The 15,314-nt window shown below is 57.0% G+C and carries 16 protein-coding genes and 1 tRNA gene; 9 read left to right on the top strand and 8 right to left on the bottom strand.

The features are described from left to right. The first annotated feature begins 182 nt into the window (after positions 1 to 182). The 6 genes from narJ (at position 183) to B2M20_RS14915 (ending at position 6,319) form a co-directional block, all read left to right on the top strand. Positions 183 to 1,211: a nitrate reductase molybdenum cofactor assembly chaperone gene (gene narJ / locus B2M20_RS14945; protein WP_079447823.1), complete on the top strand. Its 1,029-nt coding sequence runs from the start codon at positions 183 to 185 to the stop codon at positions 1,209 to 1,211. Between the two features lie 34 nt (positions 1,212 to 1,245). After that, entirely contained in the window at positions 1,246 to 1,923 is a 678-nt protein-coding gene (gene narI / locus B2M20_RS14940; RefSeq protein WP_079447822.1) for a respiratory nitrate reductase subunit gamma, read from the top strand. A gap of 238 nt (positions 1,924 to 2,161) precedes the next feature. Then, the gene (locus B2M20_RS14935; RefSeq protein WP_079447821.1) at positions 2,162 to 3,418 is read left to right on the top strand and encodes an MFS transporter; all 1,257 of its coding nucleotides are present in this window, start codon (positions 2,162 to 2,164) and stop codon (positions 3,416 to 3,418) included. A gap of 110 nt (positions 3,419 to 3,528) precedes the next feature. After that, positions 3,529 to 4,602 carry a tellurite resistance/C4-dicarboxylate transporter family protein gene (locus tag B2M20_RS14930; RefSeq protein WP_173816031.1) on the top strand — a complete coding sequence of 358 codons (1,074 nt, stop codon included), beginning with the start codon at positions 3,529 to 3,531 and terminating at the stop codon, positions 4,600 to 4,602. Positions 4,603 to 5,028: 426 nt separating this feature from the next. Then, positions 5,029 to 5,105 (top strand) — tRNA-Met (locus B2M20_RS14920). 266 nt (positions 5,106 to 5,371) lie between these two features. Continuing rightward, positions 5,372 to 6,319, top strand: coding sequence for a complex I NDUFA9 subunit family protein (locus tag B2M20_RS14915; protein WP_079447818.1), 948 nt, complete (start codon positions 5,372 to 5,374; stop codon positions 6,317 to 6,319). Between the two features lie 39 nt (positions 6,320 to 6,358). On the opposite strand, the gene B2M20_RS14910 is transcribed toward B2M20_RS14915, so the two are convergent. Further along, the gene (locus B2M20_RS14910) at positions 6,359 to 6,649 is read right to left on the bottom strand and encodes a DUF3175 domain-containing protein (RefSeq protein WP_079447817.1); all 291 of its coding nucleotides are present in this window, start codon (positions 6,647 to 6,649) and stop codon (positions 6,359 to 6,361) included. A 122-nt stretch (positions 6,650 to 6,771) separates the two neighbouring features. On the opposite strand from B2M20_RS14910, the gene B2M20_RS14905 reads away from it, so the two are divergent. After that, positions 6,772 to 7,782, top strand: coding sequence for an NADP-dependent oxidoreductase (locus B2M20_RS14905; protein ID WP_079447845.1), 1,011 nt, complete (start codon positions 6,772 to 6,774; stop codon positions 7,780 to 7,782). A 36-nt stretch (positions 7,783 to 7,818) separates the two neighbouring features. Then, positions 7,819 to 8,067, top strand: a complete 249-nt coding sequence (locus B2M20_RS14900; RefSeq protein WP_244553535.1) for a hypothetical protein — start codon at positions 7,819 to 7,821, stop codon at positions 8,065 to 8,067. A 560-nt stretch (positions 8,068 to 8,627) separates the two neighbouring features. On the opposite strand, the gene B2M20_RS20345 is transcribed toward B2M20_RS14900, so the two are convergent. From B2M20_RS20345 to B2M20_RS14885, 3 genes are all read right to left on the bottom strand, one after another. Beyond that, the gene (locus tag B2M20_RS20345) at positions 8,628 to 8,906 is read right to left on the bottom strand and encodes a HipA domain-containing protein (protein WP_244553537.1); all 279 of its coding nucleotides are present in this window, start codon (positions 8,904 to 8,906) and stop codon (positions 8,628 to 8,630) included. 83 nt (positions 8,907 to 8,989) lie between these two features. Beyond that, positions 8,990 to 9,469: a restriction endonuclease gene (locus B2M20_RS14890; RefSeq protein WP_079447815.1), complete on the bottom strand. Its 480-nt coding sequence runs from the start codon at positions 9,467 to 9,469 to the stop codon at positions 8,990 to 8,992. Between the two features lie 225 nt (positions 9,470 to 9,694). After that, the gene (locus tag B2M20_RS14885) at positions 9,695 to 11,227 is read right to left on the bottom strand and encodes a Fic family protein (RefSeq protein WP_079447844.1); all 1,533 of its coding nucleotides are present in this window, start codon (positions 11,225 to 11,227) and stop codon (positions 9,695 to 9,697) included. Between the two features lie 238 nt (positions 11,228 to 11,465). Between B2M20_RS14885 and B2M20_RS14880 the strand changes: the two genes are divergently transcribed. After that, complete coding sequence (locus B2M20_RS14880; protein WP_079447843.1) at positions 11,466 to 11,669, top strand: cold-shock protein; 204 nt, start codon at positions 11,466 to 11,468, stop codon at positions 11,667 to 11,669. A 1,259-nt stretch (positions 11,670 to 12,928) separates the two neighbouring features. Here B2M20_RS14880 and B2M20_RS14875 read toward each other — a convergent pair. The 4 genes from B2M20_RS14875 to B2M20_RS14865 form a co-directional block, all read right to left on the bottom strand. Next, positions 12,929 to 13,132, bottom strand: a complete 204-nt coding sequence (locus B2M20_RS14875) for a hypothetical protein (protein WP_079447814.1) — start codon at positions 13,130 to 13,132, stop codon at positions 12,929 to 12,931. A gap of 181 nt (positions 13,133 to 13,313) precedes the next feature. After that, positions 13,314 to 13,814 carry a hypothetical protein gene (locus B2M20_RS20340; RefSeq protein ID WP_244553534.1) on the bottom strand — a complete coding sequence of 167 codons (501 nt, stop codon included), beginning with the start codon at positions 13,812 to 13,814 and terminating at the stop codon, positions 13,314 to 13,316. Further along, positions 13,811 to 14,965 (bottom strand): recombinase family protein, encoded by a 1,155-nt coding sequence (locus B2M20_RS14870; protein WP_244553533.1) that lies wholly within the window; start codon positions 14,963 to 14,965, stop codon positions 13,811 to 13,813. Before B2M20_RS14870 ends, B2M20_RS20340 begins: the two co-directional genes overlap by 4 nt. 12 nt (positions 14,966 to 14,977) lie before the next feature. After that, a complete protein-coding gene (locus B2M20_RS14865; RefSeq protein ID WP_173816029.1) occupies positions 14,978 to 15,178 on the bottom strand; it encodes a hypothetical protein in 201 nt (66 codons plus the stop codon). Positions 15,179 to 15,314 lie beyond the last annotated feature (136 nt).

The following is a 15,314-nucleotide window of genomic DNA, read 5'->3' as shown; positions in this document are numbered from 1 at the left end:
TCGGCTTCCACACCGATCCGGCAAGAGGACCATAGGCCCTCTTCCCGCACGGCAAGGCGCGAGACGGTATCCGGGTTATGCATTCGGACCCGTCTCGCGTGGTTCTAAGATGGTCTGAAATAGGAAGACTGTCTTATATTTTTATATAAAGTGTTCAGTATCATAGGCTCGACATAAAGATCATGAGTCGTTTTTCGCATCGTGCAGAGGTTTTGTATTCGAACCGCGCCAAGGTTTTGGGGTTGTTTGCTGACATCCTCGATTATCCTGTTGCAGGTTTAGAGCATAAGGCTGCCGAATGCGTGGCGCTGGTGAAATCTGTGCAGCCGCAGGCCGCGGCTTTGTTGGTAGGCTTCCGAGATTTTGCCGAGCAGACGCCGGAAGGAAAGCTGCAGGAGGTTTATAGCGGTTTTTTTGATCTGAATTCGATATGTCATCCCTATGTTGGCTATCAGCTTTTCGGTGAAAACTACAAGCGCAGTGTATTTTTGGTCGAACTTAAGAAAAGTTATCGCGCAAGCGGGTTTGAGCCCGATGCTTCGGAAATGCCGGATCGCTTGTCGATCGTATTACGCTTCGCTGCAGAGAACGAGGGCGAAGACATCGATGCTCTTTTGAACAAAGGGTTGTTGCCGGCGCTTGAGCGTATGACAACGAAGCCGGAAACGGAGAGTCATCAACACGGACCGGCTGATATTGATGGCGATACCGGAATTGAGCGTGCGAAGCTGGACGATCGTGATTTACGAAAGCAGCTAAAGGCGCAGCAGCGCGAAGCGCGAAAGTTGATTGAGGGGCAGAGTCAGGAAGACGATCGTAAACAGCTCAAGGGCCAAGGCCAGGGTGATGTACTGGAGGGCGGCTTTTTGTTGGCTATGAGCGAAGATTATGATGTGGAAGAGGCGGAGAAGCGCGCACACCCATATCATCAAGTGCTCGACTCATTACGGCTTTTGCTAAGTGAGGGTATGACGAAAAAGCGCGCTGACCGCTCAGCTGAGCAGGAGCGTGTCCTTAGCTGGACCCGAGAACGATTCAATCTTGATGAGGACGAGACGATCATGGTGTCGGAGCTTCCTTGTTCTGATCCCGGCTGTCCTCCAGTAGAAACGCATGTCGTATTCTGGACCCAAGCCGGCCGGCAGCATTTCAAGGTGTATAAGCCACTTGCGGAGGTCGCAGCAGACGACCTGCTGGATTGGCGAGCGTGAGAGGAATATCCCATGTGTGACGGAGGCAAATTCTATGTATGACGTATTCCTGTTCGCGGTTCTGCCATACTTGGCGATCGTGGTGGCGGTTATCGGTGGTGTTCATCGTTACCGCACAAATCGGTTTTCCTATTCAACGTTGTCGTCCCAACTTCTGGAGAACCGCCGTTTGTTTTGGGGCTCCGTACCTTGGCATTACGGTATTGTAGTTGTCCTGCTAGCCCATATGATCGGGTTTCTTGTTCCTGGTATGTGGTCAAGCCTGACATCTACGCCGACAGCGCTATACACTGTCGAGCTGATTGGCTTTGCGTTCGGTTTCGCCGCGCTGATAGGCCTATGCGTTTTGATAGTGCGCCGATTTACAACGGAGCGAATTCTTGCCGTGACCAGCCCAATGGACGGCATATTGCTGGTCGCGCTTCTTGTGCAGGTCGCACTTGGTTTCTGGGTTTCTTTGGCTTACCGCTGGGGAGCTGACTGGTACATCGATACTGCGGTGCCGTGGTTGATTTCGCTGGTATCTCTGAATCCGCAAACTCACTATGTGTCGGCTTTGCCGCTTCCTGTTAAAGCGCACATGCTTACCGGGTTCTTGGTGATCTCCCTGTTTCCGTTCTCCCGGCTCGTGCATTTGATCATGTTCCCCTTCTGGTACTTGTGGCGGCCGTACCAGATTCAGATCAGAAACACTGTGAGATCTGCTCACTAGTAGCTTGGCGTAATAGTTACGTTCTGGTAAAAGAGATAAAGATATTCTCGCCGGCGAGTTTCGCTCGCCGGCGAGAATTATGAGTTGACTTGTCGGTTGAGGAGATCGTGCGGAGCGGATCCCGTTGGCTTAGCAGCGCGGCGAACCGGTAGCTTAAGGTCAGGATCCAGGTATTAACCTGGTTTTTTAGAAGCAACGCAATCAGCTAGATAGATTATTTCTTAGGTAGGAGCTACCGGTGGAACATTCAGTTGGCAAGGTAGATGCGCCAAGCGAGCCGCAAGGCAACGCGAAGGTGTTGTGGATCTCAACCTTAGCGTTTTCGCTGGGGTTCGCTATTTGGGGGATGTTTTCTGCGCTCGCCCCATTTTTGATTGAGTGGTACCATTTCACAAGCACGCAAGTGCTTGTTTTGGCTGCGATGGAGCCGCTTTTCGCCGCTGCTGTCAGTATTCCGCTAGGTATCTGGACTGACAAGTTCGGTGGCCGGACTGTGTTCACGATTTTGTTGGTCTGCCTTTCAGTGGTTCTGATTTTCGGAACCTTTGCGGAGGGCTATTATTCCTTCCTGTTCCTGGGGTCGATGCTAGGACTTGGTGGTGCGACCTTCGTGGTAGGTAACGCTCACGTGTCGTCGTGGTATCCCAAGTCCAGACAAGGCATGGCCTTGGGGCTTTTTGCCTTGGGTAATATCGGGATTACCTTTGGTATGATGGCTGTTACGTTCGTCATTACGAGCGTTGCAGATGCGAACGATCCTGAGGGCTGGCGTATCATATTCCCTATCTTCGCCATTCCTACGTTGTTAATGGCGGCGGTTTACATGTTTTTCACGTCTGATGCGCCGAACAAGAAGCTTAAGAATACGTCGACGCGGGAGATTTTGGCTGTCTACCGCTCGGGCGTCGTTGTTTGGCTGGTGCCTGGCCTTTATTGGGTGGCGTTCGGCACCTTGGTGTTTTTCGCGTCGACGATGCCGACCTATCTCGTCGATCATTGGCACGTGGAAGCGACCTCGGCAGTGGCATTTTACACGCCGCTGCTGGTGGTTTGCGTGGCCCTTACCCGACCGCTCGGGGGCTGGCTGGCTGACCGTTATGAGGTTTTTTCCCTTTTGACTTGGATGTTCGGTGCTATGTCTGTTCTCGCCGTGCTGATGGCGTTGCAGATTTCACTGAGTTTAGAGTTGGTCGCCATTTACGGATTGGCGTTGCTGTCGGGCGCGTCAGCGGCAGTGGTCATCAAGCTAATCCCGATTTACTTTGAACAAGTTGGCGCAGTCAGTGGATTGGCCAAAGCTGCCGGCGCGGCTTGCGGTTTCACGATGACCGCTGTTCTGGCCGCTAGCAACTACCTGATTGGCGGGTATACGCTCGGCTTTGTTGTCTGGGCGCTGATGAATATGGCGGCTTTTTATGTCTCGTTCTCGCGAGTTGGCTTCAGGAATGTGAAGCCGATCAGCGCTGCGATCGCCGAAGCCGTTCCCGCCCATTGAATCCTTTATCTAGGCGATCCTGAGAGGTTTGCCTGTCAACCATTCACACCGCCCCCGGAGGGGCGGTGTGACGTCACAACGGTGTCTAAGCTCAAGGTCAGTGAAGTCTAGTGCAGCCGTTTGACTCACCTAAACGTCGCTTTCGGCTTCGCATGCGCGGCGCTCGCCGCCTTTCACCAGCCTATTTTGCGTTGGTGATGGCTACTGGGATCGTCTCCATTGCTTCGGAGCGGGCCGGATTTCATCCGATCGCCGTCGCTCTTCTTTGGCTGAATACAACGCAATTTGTAGCGCTCTGGATTCTCACGTCGTGGCGACTCATACGCTACCGTCGAGCACTGATTGTCGATCTCACCGACCATCGTTCTGCGCCTGGATTTCTTTCCGCGGTGGCTGCCACGGGGGTGATGGCGAACCAATTCATACTCGCTGGCGCATTAGACGTTGCCATGGGACTTTGGATTTTTGGTATTCTCCTCTGGATTATCCTGACCTACACAATTTTTGCAAACCTGACGATTATGGAAGCCAAGCCGACCATTGATCAGGGAATCACCGGGGCTTGGTTGCTTGCGGTCGTTTCGACCCAGGCGATCGCTCTCCTTAGCGCGCTACTCGCACGACATATTCATCAACCCCTCCGGCTCGACGTCAATTTTCTGGCGCTTTCGATGTTGCTGTGGGGCGGCATGATGTATATCTCGATCATCTCGCTTATTTTCTATCGCTATATGTTTTTTAAGTTCTCGCCTGCCGATTTCGTGCCCTCGTACTGGATCAACATGGGGGCGATGGCTATCTCAACGCTTGCTGGTTCGGTGCTGATTGAGAATGCGGCGGATGCGTGGTTCCTTGAGGAGCTACTTCCCTTTCTCAAGGGTTTCACCATCTTTTTCTGGGCTGCCGGAACGTGGTGGATACCGCTTCTCATCGTCTTGTTTGTCTGGCGGCATGTTTATCGGCGTTTCCCTCTCAGGTACGACCCGGCGTATTGGAGTGCGGTCTTTCCGTTGGGGATGTACACGGTCTGCACTTACGAGATGTCCAGTGCCATGCGGCTGGAGTTCTTACGGCCTATCGCGGATGTATGCGTCTATGTGGCTTTGCTGGCTTGGACGGCAGCGTTTATCGGTCTCGTCAGGAAACTCGCCAGCGATCTGATTCCAGCGCTCAACTCTCGCTGAGGGTCATATGGATTGGCCGCGCGGCTTGCATTCGCCGATGTTGATTTCGGATTCGGACACCAGTAGTGCTTCGATTTGAAATTTACGGATCGGCCGGCGCATAGCGTAACATGGCGCGCCGAGGGGTATAGGCGAGAAGGGGATGATCTTGTTTTTCAAAAGAGGCTTCGCTGCGCGTGAACAGGGTTGGTTCATATCATCGAGGAAGCCAATCGAATTTGGAATGAATTGTCGTCCGGACCTATAAAAGTTAGGAAATGTGAGGCGCAGCCCTTTCCAAAGCGAGTGTGCATTGGTACACGTGGTTTCGCACTAGGGCGTTCGCCCGAGTTGCCTTTTCAGTCATCTACCGGATGAGAATTGATCGGCGCCTAGGTGTCGCCGGATTGCTGCCCGGCATGATTTCGAAGGCGAGCAAAAGTTTAACGCGGGGTGGAGCAGCCCGGTAGCTCGTCAGGCTCATAACCTGAAGGTCATAGGTTCAAATCCTATCCCCGCAACCAATCTATAAGCCCCTGAAAACATGATGTTTTCGGGGGCTTTTACTTTCCGATTTTTATCGCCCAAAGATGGCTCGTGGAAGCGTCGTGGAAGCACCTGGAAGAGAGTCGGAGCGTAGAATCGCGGGTTTAATTGCGACAATCTGACTCACTCCCGAAGGCCGCGCTATTGGGCACCCCCGCCATCGCCCAGCACCTTGCCGGGCCGCCTTCTGTCCTGAAAAAGCGCGTTCGGTCGAACGCTTCCCGGCCGAGGCCGTTGAAAAGGGATGGAGGACACAGCAAGACCATCAGGCGAGGCGCATTCCAGGCTTGAGTTGACGACCGTGTTCGGCGGTTCGGGCTTTCTCGGACGCAGGATCGTCAAGCATCTCCTTGACCACGGCACCGCTGTCCGTGCGGCATCGCGCCATTCCACTCGTGCAAGGCACGAGCAGGTTCATGGTGGATCATTTTCTGCCGTAAAAGCGGATATCCTCGACCAGGAGCAAGTTGCTGCGGCCGTTTCAGGCGCGAGCACGGTCATCAACGCAGTCAGTCTCTATACCGAGCACGGCGACGTCACGTTCGAACGGATCCATGTCGAGGCCGCCTTGAGATTGGCAGCCGCCGCACGAGATGCCGGCGCTGTGCGATACATCCAGATATCCGGAATCGGTTCCAACCCCCGCTCGGCGTCGAGCTACATCCGGGCGCGAGGGCAGGGCGAGGAAGCCGTTGCAGCTGTATTTCCGAATGCGATCATCGTCCGTCCCGCGGTAATGACGGGAAGCGACGACGCATTTCTGACGACGATCGTGAGACTGTTACGAATCCTTCCTGCGTACCCGCTGTTCGGTAGCGGCGACACGCGTCTCCAGCCGGCATTTGTTGAAGACGTCGCGGAAGCCATAGCGCGACTCGCGCTGGGGGCGAGCGACCCCGAGGCGCGTCTGTTCGAGTTCGGCGGACCGCGTGTCTACTCCTACCGGGAACTGGTCGAGGAGATCTCCCGGCTACTCGGCGTACGCGTCCGCTTGATGCCTGTGCCGTTTCTGGCATGGCACGCGCTCGCCATCGTCGCCGAACTCGTCCCCGGCGCGCCGCTGACGCGCAACCAGGTCGAACTCATGCGGATCGACAACGTCGCGGAACGGTGCGGCTTCCGAGAACTCGGGATTGAGCCTCACGACATCGATGTGGTCGTGCAGGCAATCCGGGAGAAGTCACGACCATGATGGACCAAAGGAAGATATGCGCGCGCATAGGCAAGTCCGTCAGTCCTCGGCGAGCCTTCCATATGCTCGGCGTAGCTCGTCCTTTGCGTCTTCCAGGACCTTCTTGCGCTTCGCCGGAAGATTCCTGCCGGCGCGATTGATGTAGAAGGTCAGCATGGACATCGCCGAACGAAAGGGCTCGGATTTGCGGTTTTCGCTCTTGTCGGCCGATCGCTTCAATGATGCCGCAATCTCTTTTGGGTTGTCCTTCTCGAACACGTGCGGCTCCAGTTCGAGCGCATCACTGTGCTCAGTGACGTCCGCCGACCATTTCTTCGTCCTGTTGGGCATGAGAAACCTCCGAAGGTTTGGTCTATGGGGTTCTGATCTCCCGTGGGAAGCTTCGACGGTGCCGACCACGCGCACCTCGTGCTAGACAGGAGAATGAACGGTCCCCACGGATGTTCATGCAGATGAAAGCATTTGTCCTGACGAAATATGGCGGGCCGGAAGCCACGGAACTCCGTGAGCTACCGCGACCGCGACCGGAGCAGGGTGAAGTGCTGGTGCGCGTCCACGCCGCTGGCCTCAACCCGGTCGATTTCAAGACGCGCGAGGGCAAACTTAAGATCATCTACCGATATGCCTTGCCAACCGTCCTGGGAAACGACTTAGCGGGCGTCGTGGAAGAATGCGGCGCCGGCGCAACGCGGTTTGCGAAGGGAGACCGCGTCTTCGCCCGCATGCCGAAGGATTCCATGGGAGCCTTCGCGGAATACGCGGTTCTCCCCGAAAACCTCCTCGCTCGAATACCTTCGTCGGTCGATTTCGTCACCGCCGCGGCGGTCCCGCTCGCGGGGCTCACCGCACTTCAGGCGTTGCGCGACGAACTCAACCTGCGGAACGGCAGCCGGGTCTTCATACCGGCAGGGGCGGGCGGCGTCGGCACGTTCGCCATCCAGTTGGCGAAATGGCTCGGCGCAGAGGTTACAACAACGGCATCGCCGCGTGGAAAAGCACTTGTCGAACGGCTCGGAGCCGATGTGGTGATCGACTACACCTCGCAGCGGTTCGAGGACCATGTGCATGACATGGACGGCGTGTTCGATCTGCTTGGAGGCGAAACGCTCAAGACATCATTCCGTGTGGTGAAGCGCGGCGGCAAGGTGGTATCGATTGCGGGCATGCCAGAGCCCGAGACCGCGCGAAAGGATCTGGGCCGAGGCCCGTTGCTCACGATGCTGTTCTGGTTCGCATCCCGCGGCCTGCGTGCAGAAGCCAGAAAGCACGGCGTTTCATATCGCTACCTGTTCATGCATCCGAGCGGCGCCGAACTGGCGGAGCTTGCTCAGCTCATCGAACAGAAAAAACTTGAGCCGATCATCGACCGTGTCTTTTTATTTGCCGAGATCGGTGAGGCGATTGCGTATCTGGAAGCCGGCCATGCCAGGGGCAAGGTCGTGGTGCGGATGCGAGAGGAATAACGTCGAATAGCGGTCCGCGGTGCCGATAATGCGTTTGTGTTTCCACATAGTCATGCGTTCCGTCGTGATCGCATCTCCGTTGATGACGATCGCAAAATAGGGCCTGGATGTCTCGTCGAGTTTGGCGACGGTGTCACCGTGATCGCCGAGTGGCACCCCGTTGAGGGCGCCATTCATCTCTCCATCCCGACCTATCGCATAGCGAAGGAAACAGAGGTCGCGCCGCAGACCTGGCGTCTCGTCCTAGACAATGACGGCTACTGGCGGTTAGAGCGCGTATGGTAGCGACGTCAGAGTGACGGGTCGCGATAGTCCTTCCGTGCGCGCTGCCGGCCCGACGCGGAATATGAGTGCGGACAAATGACTGTCATCGACCTGATCGATGTCCCGAACGGCCGCACTCTCTTATGCGATTGGTCTGCTACTGGCGTTACCGGCGCTTGTTCTTCTTCCCGTAGGGCGCCTGGACGGCGCGGCCGGGACGGTTTTCGCCGTCCTCGTTGTTGTCCATGGGATCGCGGCGTTTTTCTTATGGCGGGTGAACCCGATGATGGATTAGTTAGGTGGGGGATCGTGTGCAAATTTTGTGCATCGCCGTTCCACTTTTCTTTCACTTTCGTTCTCTTGCGATGGCTTGCGACGGACATCCCGTGCACAGCAATGACAGCGACACGCCAATCATACGGGCGCTTTCGGCATGGGAAGCTGTACTGCGATAGGCACATCGAGGCCTGGATGATCTGCGGTCTTGTCCGATGAGCTCGCAAGCTAAGTCGATAGTTTTCTCAGTGCAGCGCGCTCGCGATGCTCAAACGCATCGGCGAACTGATCGAGTTCGTCCCCTATCATGCCAAGGGCTGGCCTTGCTCGCGCCAGGGAGCAATAGCGGCCTCGACTTGTCCCAAGATTTCTTTCGCGCGCGTCTTGGCGATGCGGAAGTATGCGATGACCGACATCAGTGCATCGATGCTGGCCTCCGGTCCGACATCCTCCGAAATCCAAGTGTTCAATTCTCGCACCCACTCAGGAAAGGGATTGATGTCAAAGGCGGGCGCTAGACGCCGCTGACCCCGATCGACATGGAGGAATCCATGATTAACCAAGTGGTCGTCTACGTTAGTGATCAGGATCGAGAAGGCGATCCGCCGCCAGAGTTCTTCGATATCTGCACGGGCTCGCCACGCAGTCTCGAGCGGTATCCGAACGTTTAGAATACAGCGAGCCAAGCCTTCGCGTCAGGCACAGTGGTAATGCCTGCGTTCTTCAGAAGTCTGACGATATCTGAAGCGCAAATCACGATAATCGGATGCTGGTCTTCTTTGATTTCTTTGTAAGCCTGATCATGGACGAAGGATGTCGTGACCAGCACACCGAACTGGCGGTGGCGCAGGCGCGAGATAAGTCTCGATAACTCTTTAACCCCGACCGAACTGCTCATGCTGTAGCACTTGGCTTCAAGTGCGAAGCTTACATCCACTGCGGAAGCACCGTCACCCAGCTGGTATCTGCCAATCCCATCACGGCCGCCATCCCGTATTGGTCTTGTCAGATCAAGCGAGACAATACGAGGAAGCATGAACTCAGCAATTTTCGCCGCACATCTCTCAAACCTGAATTCATCATCCTTGAAATAGTCGCGGATTGCCTGAATGATTGCGTGTCCTGCTTCGGTATTAGCCAGGGACACCTATCGAAGATATTGTCCGGGAAGACGCCAGCCGGTCGCCGGACAGTGGCCAGGGCGCGCGATCTGCTCGATGCGAACTCTCGCGTGGCGTCGGCATCGGACGGTTGGTTGGCCATCGTCGGTGAAACGGCCCGCGGATCCTCCGCATTCAGAGCCGTGGTCGATGCTGCCTTGAAGCTGACCGATGCTCAGAGCAATAGGAGGAAAAGGCGCGGCGGTTAAGCGTTAAAGGTTCGCGTAGATTGCCTCGATCTCCGCTGCCTCGTCGTCAGTCAGGGCCGCGAATTCCTTTTCGCGCGCGCGCTTCGACAGCTTGCCTCCGTTCTGCCGCAGGAAGCGATACAGCAGGTCGAGGACTCGGTCCGGCATGTCGATCATCCGCTTCACTTGGGTCTTGAAGCTATCGTAGCTCCGGAGGAACGCGGTTTCGGCGGGCAGATCGACATCGATGGTGCGCGCGACACATTCGAACAGAAACTCCGCATGGGGCGTCGCGTCGAAATAGCGATAGAAGTCGGCCGTCTCGTTCAGGACCTCGACATTGCCGCGGTCGGTCGGGCGCCGGCGAATGAGCGGCAATAGTCGGCGCGAATAACCTTCAAGCACGCGGCGGTAATCGTCGATCCGATCGAGAATCACGGCCGATACGGGAAAGACAAGACCAGGTGGGTTGAAGCCTCGTTCCGCCAGAACATGATGGATGAGGTAGCGGTGGAGACGGCCGTTACCATCCTCAAACGGATGGATGTAAACGAAGCCGAACGCGAGAACGGCTGCGGCAAGTACCGCGTCGAGGCTTTGCGCAGCGCTGCGATCGAAAGCCGTCAGGCCATCGATCAGCGCAGGCAGGTCCTGGTGTCGCGCGCTGATGTGATCGGGAATGGGGGTCCCGTCCAGTCGATCGTGCTCGCCGACAAACCCGCCTTGCTCTCTCAATCCGAGATGGACGAAACGCGCATCCCCGATGACGATGCGTTGCAAGCGTTCCAGTTCGGCCCGGTCGATCGGGCGATGGCCGGCTTCGCCAATGACATGCCCCCAGCGCTGAATGCGATCCTGGGGCGGATCCTCGCCTTCGATTTGGAAGCTCGATCGCGAATCCTTCCGTAGTAAAAAGGCCGCGGTGCGGGCGAGGAGGTCAGCGGGTACCTCGGCTACAAGACGTCGTGCTTCATCGCTGAGATTGCGGGCGACAAGCTGCTCCAACAACGGCGTGCGAAAGATTAGCGGACAATAGGCGGGTGTACCGGGCAGATTGTTCTTCACGCGATGGCGTGACGATGTCGTCCCGTCGATAGCCCATTGCTGCCCTGGGTCAACGACAGGAGCGTAACTCCCTTGCGTTGCGTCAGGCAGGTCGAGCCGGGCATCGAGCAGCCATTCGTACAAGAACCAGATCCGCCGTGCGTAAGCGCCAGTCGGCGCGGCGCGGACAAGAGCCGCGATCGGCTCCGGTCCCGTGACAAGGAACAGTCGCTTCAGAACGGCGAGATCGAGTCCTTCGTAACGCAGCGCGAAGGTTAGATGGCCACCGAGATTGGCGTCGGGCCGGTGACGCGGCGTATAGAGCTTCCAGCCGTCGGCCTCGTAGACCTTGTGTCGGGGGCCGATTGCGGCCAAGCGGATGGGCGCCGGGACAGCCAGCTCAAAGGCGTCGATCAAGGCGGCATAACCGACCGGAATGGCAGCTTCCGGCAGCGGGCGACCGTGAAAAGCGATGACAGCTTCTGAAAATGGCTTCTGTTGCCCGGGTTCCATGAATTTCAATACCGGCTTATGAAAAAGAGCACAGGGTAGAAGAATTTCATGAAAATCGATAATCTTCAATGAATCTACGTGAAATTCACGCTAAAACTGTGAAGATTGATTCCTAAGATCGGCGCTCCCTTAGCGAGAAGAGGACGCCTCCGCCGGCTCACCACCGGCAGTATTGTGCCTTGCTTCCCGCTACTGCTTAGGGTTGTATTCACGTTTCAACGTTTTGGGGACGACCAACGTGGCTACAGGAACTGTGAAGTGGTTTAACCAGCAGAAAGGCTATGGCTTCATCCAGCCGGAAACCGGCGGCAAGGACGTGTTTGTCCATATCTCAGCCGTGGAGAAGGCCGGGTTCACCGGCCTGGCAGAGGGCGCCAAGGTATCTTACGAGATCGTGGCGAACCGCGGCAAAGAGAGCGCGGAGAACCTTCGCCTAGGCTAGCGAGCTGAGCTGGATGTAGGCTCGCTCGCGATGTGGATGGCCCGGGCAACGCTTCGGGCCATTTGCTTTTCTGGGATGTGGTTTTTTAACAAGTTCAGGGTTTTTCGTTCATTCAGGAATTGGGGGCTTCCGCCGACCGCGAGACTGGCGCTTGATCAAAATGTGCTCTTGCAGGGCTTTCGCCTGAACCCCGATTGACGTTCGGCCCATTAATTTAGCGATCAGGCGGACTGGCTTATCTTCCGCCGCCAGCTTTTGTAACGTTCTAATATCATCCGCTGTCCAAGGCTTTCCGGAGTTGAAAAGAGTTTTCACCAAGCGAGTGCCTTAAGCCCCGTTGTGGTCAGCGTTATCGCATAGCGACGAACGTCGGCCGCAGCGTTCGCTGTAGCAGAAGACAACGACGTTTCACTTCCGGGCAGAGCGCGATTGATTAGAATTGCTAGAGAGAACATTGGATGGCGAGGCGCTGTGCAAACTCAACAACCTCTCGTTCAATCCGACAGGCGAGAGGATACGCGACGGCGGCTTGTGGCCCGTGCACGAGTTTGCATACGTCAGATCGACGCTATATTGTTCTGGGTGAGGTTCGAAGGGCGATGGCTTAGGGGTGATGAGTTTCATTATCCCGAGCGACCGGACAGCTTGCCGGAGTACAACCCAAGGAAGTGCCCGAAGTTCGACCCGAGGAACGCGCGACGGTGAGTATCGGATGTGCAACCTTACAGCATCACCACCAACCAGGAAGCCATCCCAGTTTGTTCGCTGTGTTGCGTGACCTCACGGGAAACCTCCCGCCGCTGCCCGCTGTCTACCCCGATGGTCTCGCCCGGTGATTCGCACGTGTAAGGGTGAGCGTCAGTTAGTGATGATGGGATGGCGCTATCACACGTGAGCAGACGCGTCGTTCCTAAAGGGAGTGCGGCATGGTATTTCCGAATGAACCAGGAGGCGACATATGAATGGCATGACGGTCGGCTGGGCTATCCTCGGTGCGATACTCGCTCTGCTGCTCGGTTTCTCAATCTACAATGGGGTCGATAAGCAAACGCCGAACGCAATAACACTGCCTCAGCAAAGATAAGAAGGCTAAACGAAGACCGCTAGCCATTGAACTGGCGGCTTCGGAAACATCCTGCACAAATTGGCGCGCGCTTAGCGGGGTCCGATTTGAGGGTTGTCGTACCGCACGTTTTGCTCGGTGTGGCGCAGGAAGTCCTCTCTTGAGGAGAAGATGCGCTGGCAGTGCTGGCAGCAGGTCATAACTCGCTTAGAGTAAGTTCAATGCGGGATTTGCTGTCATATGCGACCGTCACGACGGCCTTGAGGTCGGACTTCTCGAAATGCTTGCGCCGGGTCTCGCGGGCATCGACGGAAAACCGGATGGCCTTGCCGAAGGGGTTCGCAAAGCCGGGCACCTTGTCGAGTAAACCTTTACGTTCGGCCCGCACGATCTTATTCACGGTGGTCGCCGATCGGGGTGTGCGGCCTGACAGGTCCCCCTTCTGGCTACATAAGCACGTGATGGTCAAACGCGGCCAACCGATTCGCCAGTTTTCCCTGTCCAGGATCCTAAAGTAGATCAACTGTAGGCCTGGGGGTACACCCGGGGGGGTCAAATTAAATCGCCACTTCCAAGGAATGTCAGTATCGGTATCTGCGCTTCCCCGCAACCACCGATGCCTGCGATAGCAGGTCGTCCAAAACCCCGACTTCCGAAAGGACGTCGGGGTTTTTCTTGCCTGCCACAAACCGGAGGATCGCGGCCAGATCGCCGCGCAGGAGGATCGCGAGCGTTCCACCTTCCGGAACGAGGCTCACCCGGCTGACCAGAGACCGGAACGTCTCCGCAGCCTGGGCCTTGGTTTCCTCGCTCTGCAGGTCCCGGTAAAGGGCGGCGATCTTCTGGTGATAGACCTCCGCCATGTTAGGGTGCAGCAGGGGCGGCGGTTCCTGGGCGTTGGCCAAAAGTTCGGTCAGCTCGGCCTTCCGCCCCTCAAGACGCTTCATATCCGAAACGATGGCCTCGATAGGCCCGCCCGTCTTGATCGCGGTGAGCAGTTTCTGCAACTCGCGTTCAATCCGCTCGGACTCGCTCCGCCAGGACTCAAGGTCTGTGCTGCGCTCGATCCGGCGACGGTTCACCTCGCGGGTGAACTCTTGGCAGAACTCCTTAAACAGGTCCGGGGCGCCATGAGATGGGTGTTCAACCCTGTCAGGATCGACTTCTCGATCGCGTCGCGCCGAATGTTGAGCCGGTTGTCGCAGGTTCCCTTATTGCGCGCCGTCGCGCAGCCAAGAAGGTCTTTGGAGATCATGGTGTAACCGCCACCGCAGCAACCACACCTGACGAGGCCAGCGAATAGATGCTTCGGCCGTCGGCGTGCATTCAGGGTATTCTCCCCCGGCTTCCGACGGCGGCTCGTAGGCCAGCCGACGCTGGCGTTCCTTCGTGGCCTCCACACATCCTGTTCGACGATGCGCAGTTCGGGAACGTCCTGTATGACCCACTCGCTCTCCGGGTTAAGCCGCGAAACGCGCTTACCCGTGTCGGGGTCCTTGATGTAGCGCAGCCGATTCCAGACCAGCTTGCCGACATAAAGCTCATTGTTGAGGATGCCGACGCCGCGTTTCGGATTGCCGTGAATCGTCGACGGCCGCCATTCGCTTCCCTGCGGCCCGGACACGCCCTCCCGGTTCAACGTCATGGCGATCGTGCGCGATGATTGACCAGCCAGATAATCCGAGAAAATACGACGGACGACGTCGGCCTCGGCTTGGTTGATCGTGCGGTCGCCGCGGATCGCTTCGTCATTGGCGTCAAATTTCTTGACGACATCGTAGCCGTAACACAGTCCGCCACCCGACTTGCCGTCTTCGACGCGCCCGCGAAGTCCGCGTCGCGTCTTGTCGGCCAGGTCCTTCAAGTAGAGCGCACCCATCGTCCCCTTGAGACCGATGTGAAATTCGCTCACTTCGCCTTCCGACAAGGTGACGATGTTGATGCCGACGAACCGCATTCGCTTGTAGAAGCCGGCAATGTCTTCTTGGTCGCGCGACAGCCGGTCAAGCGATTCCGTCAGAACGAGATCAAAGCGACGCTTGAGGCCGTCCGCGATCAATTCTTGAACGCCGGACCGCAGAAGCGATGCCCCGGAAATGGCCCGATCGATATAACTGTCAACGATCTTCCAATTTTCGCGGTCGGCGCGAGCGCGGCACAGCCGAAGCTGATCCTCGATAGAGGCGTCGCGCTGATTGTCCGATGAATAACGGGCGTAAAGCGCGACCTTCATGAGACGACCTCCCTATTTACGGAGGCGTTCGCGGGACGCGCGCTCCCATTCCGCGTCGACGAACTCCCGCGCGGCTTGTCGTGCAAGCAGGCGCACAAGCGCGACGAGGCGCGGGTCGCGCTTTGCGGGGTCGTAAGCCTCCGCACCTTCGGATGGCACGAGAACCAACCGCACGTTTTCGGCTGTCGTCCTTCTCGGTCTTGCCAACGCCATTGCCTCGTCGCCGAGCGGCCCATTCCGCTCACGACGAACTGTGCCGCCAAGATCGACATTTGAGAATGCGCATTCCCGGTCACGTCAGCGGTCTCCCGCGTAGCGCGCTCGCCAACTACGCATTGCTTCGCAAATG

The organism is Nitrobacter vulgaris (assembly GCF_002028545.1).
In the GTDB taxonomy this organism is placed as follows: Bacteria; Pseudomonadota; Alphaproteobacteria; order Rhizobiales; family Xanthobacteraceae; genus Nitrobacter; species Nitrobacter vulgaris.
Note: the sequence above shows the minus strand (reverse complement) of the source record. Positions and strands in the feature narration are given on the sequence as shown.

Bases quoted from the DNA above. Each gene is read 5' to 3' on its own strand.
- B2M20_RS14910 (WP_079447817.1), bottom strand. From the start codon at position 6,649: ATGCCCAACAGGACGAAGAAATGGTCGGCGGACGTCACTGAGCACAGT.
- B2M20_RS14865 (WP_173816029.1), bottom strand. From the start codon at position 15,178: ATGGCGTTGGCAAGACCGAGAAGGACGACAGCCGAAAACGTGCGGTTG.
- narJ (WP_079447823.1), top strand. From the start codon at position 183: ATGAGTCGTTTTTCGCATCGTGCAGAGGTTTTGTATTCGAACCGCGCC.
- B2M20_RS14885 (WP_079447844.1), bottom strand. From the start codon at position 11,227: ATGGAACCCGGGCAACAGAAGCCATTTTCAGAAGCTGTCATCGCTTTT.
- narI (WP_079447822.1), top strand. From the start codon at position 1,246: ATGTATGACGTATTCCTGTTCGCGGTTCTGCCATACTTGGCGATCGTG.
- B2M20_RS14915 (WP_079447818.1), top strand. From the start codon at position 5,372: ATGGAGGACACAGCAAGACCATCAGGCGAGGCGCATTCCAGGCTTGAG.
- B2M20_RS14870 (WP_244553533.1), bottom strand. From the start codon at position 14,965: ATGAAGGTCGCGCTTTACGCCCGTTATTCATCGGACAATCAGCGCGAC.
- B2M20_RS14905 (WP_079447845.1), top strand. From the start codon at position 6,772: ATGAAAGCATTTGTCCTGACGAAATATGGCGGGCCGGAAGCCACGGAA.